Annotated in this window: 1 protein-coding gene; it reads right to left on the bottom strand. The window is 42.9% G+C overall.

Annotated elements, in window-relative coordinates:
* Nucleotides 1-269: 269 nt before the first annotated feature.
* Complete coding sequence (locus F6K49_RS42690; RefSeq protein WP_366510738.1) at nt 270-1526, bottom strand: transposase; 1257 nt, start codon at nt 1524-1526, stop codon at nt 270-272.
* Nucleotides 1527-2216 lie beyond the last annotated feature (690 nt).

Genomic DNA, 2216 nt, shown 5'->3' on the forward strand with positions numbered 1-2216 from the left:
GGTAAAGTTCTTTCCTGAGCCATTAATTTGTCCTATACTTGTCCCAACACTATACTGGCATTTAGCCAAACTACTTGTTTAGCCAATTTAAGCAAAGCTATTATAAAGTTTCACTCAAGCCTACAGGATTTATCTTCCAGAATTTATCTTATAGGTCAAGCCTAGAGGTAATAGTTAGGTCAAGTTGACTTGACTTAAAATCACACTACTCCTTTAGTGTTTTAGTTTAAATGAACTACCCCGTCCTGGTCGTTCGCCTTTGGCGTGGCCTACGGCCAGGACGGGGTGTCAGCAGACCCGTCCTTAGAACGTGATTTTTGACGCTTCATCTTTCCTAGTTGCCTCATCGAGCCAGTGTGCTTACTAGTCTTTGAGGTAGAGCTAGAAAATCCACGTTTATCGAGGTCAGTCCCGTACCCCGGCTGTTTTCCATTAGCTGCATTGAACATTACCATTGCGCTTGTCTTGTCTCTATCGAACTCAAAGCCGCAAGCATCACAGACATGGTATCTATTCGATAGTTCAGCCCAACTTTTGTGAACTTTCCCACATTCTGGACAACGCTGAGATGGTTTTAATTGTCTAGTCGGTAGTTGAAGGACAATTCCGCCTTTGAGTTCGATTTTGTAGGTCAGCATTTTATTAAGAGTGCCGAATCCCACATCCAAAATAGCCTTGTTTAATCCAGCTTTTTGTTTTTTCCTTTTTGACCCTTTCTTAGCTTTTAGGGTCATCCCTTTTGTATTTAGCTTTTCAGTTACGCCGATGTCATAACGACTAGATAAATCTGACGTAACTTTGTGTTGCCAATCCTTGCGCGCTAACCCAACTTTTCTTTTTAATTTGGATTCTTTTTTGTTCGCCTTCTTCCAACGCTTAGACGCTTTTATGCCTTTTTTGAAATTAGGAGCCTGTTTGCTGCGCTTTTCCTTACCAGCGGCTTTAACCTTGGATTCTAAGGTCTTCGTAAAGCGCTGGTTAGCTATCTCCTCAAACTCTCTGCCATTGAAAGCTGTAATTGCTGTTTCAGTTCCCAAGTCATAAGCTACGATTTTTTCATACGTCAAGTCAGATCCTGATCCGTATTTAGCTGTTTGGGATTCTATTTTGACAGTTATTGAAGCATACCAAGCATTAACACTAGGCTTGTAAGTAATAGTTAAGGTTGTTGGAGTTCCCCAAGATTTTGTTTGACCACGCATCTTTATAGTGATGCCAAGGTCGTTTAACGTCAAAGTGCCATTCTTCCCGTCAGTGTTAACCTTCCAACCAGCTTTACTAGGATAAGTCCATCCAGAGTATTTCCGAATTGGTTTATACTTTGGAATTTCACTCAACCCTTGGAAGAACCGATTATATGCCAAATCTACTCTTTTAAGAGTGGCCTGCAAAGAAGTACTGTATAACTCCTTGTACTCCGGCCAGCACTTCTTGAAATCAGGCAAGCAATTCTGCTGATCAAAGTATCCTATGGATTTTTTGTTAGCCTTCCATTCATAGCGACGATGCTCCGAAGGAGCCGCCAAGGGCGAACGGCTATCCCAGCGTTATAGAGTAACTGATGCAGTTTTCTCGCATAAAACATCTTTGAATTAGCTGTTTGATTGGGATAAATACGAAATGTCTGCCTAAGATTCGCCATAAATTAAATCACATCCTTTAACTCCGTGCTCTTTACCTGCTATATTATTAGTATAGTTGATGATAAATATAAATGTCAAGCACAAAAAGGAAAAATCCTCAGAAAAGAATGAGGGGAGCACCCGCTCATTATGACGAACTAAAAAGACAACACGGAATTTGGCTTACAGACAGCACTTGGAAATGGTTGCAGCTAGCAGCTAAAGACTCTGGGGTAAGCGTTGGAGAATACATAGAGAGCTGGGTCAGAAAACAGATCTCTGGTATTTGAAGGGGCTATCCATCCCCCACCTGAACGTTCGCGTAGCGTGGCCTACGGCCAGGTGGGGGAATTTCGCCCCCTCAAACTCCCCCTATCTTGTTAAAGTTGAAGGTTTGTTGAAGGTTTGTTGTTCGCGTAGCGTGGCCTTTTGGCCAAGGTTGTTCGCGTAGCGTGGCCTATTGGCCAAGGTTAAATGTTGAAGGTAAGCTTTCAGTCATCAGGAATCAGTAATCAGTTTGACCCGGTGGGTGGAACGGGCATCCTGCCCGTTACAATTTTCGGACGGGCTATCCCAACACTGGCAACCGCGACA

It is taken from the genome of Moorena sp. SIO3I6 (assembly GCF_010672095.1).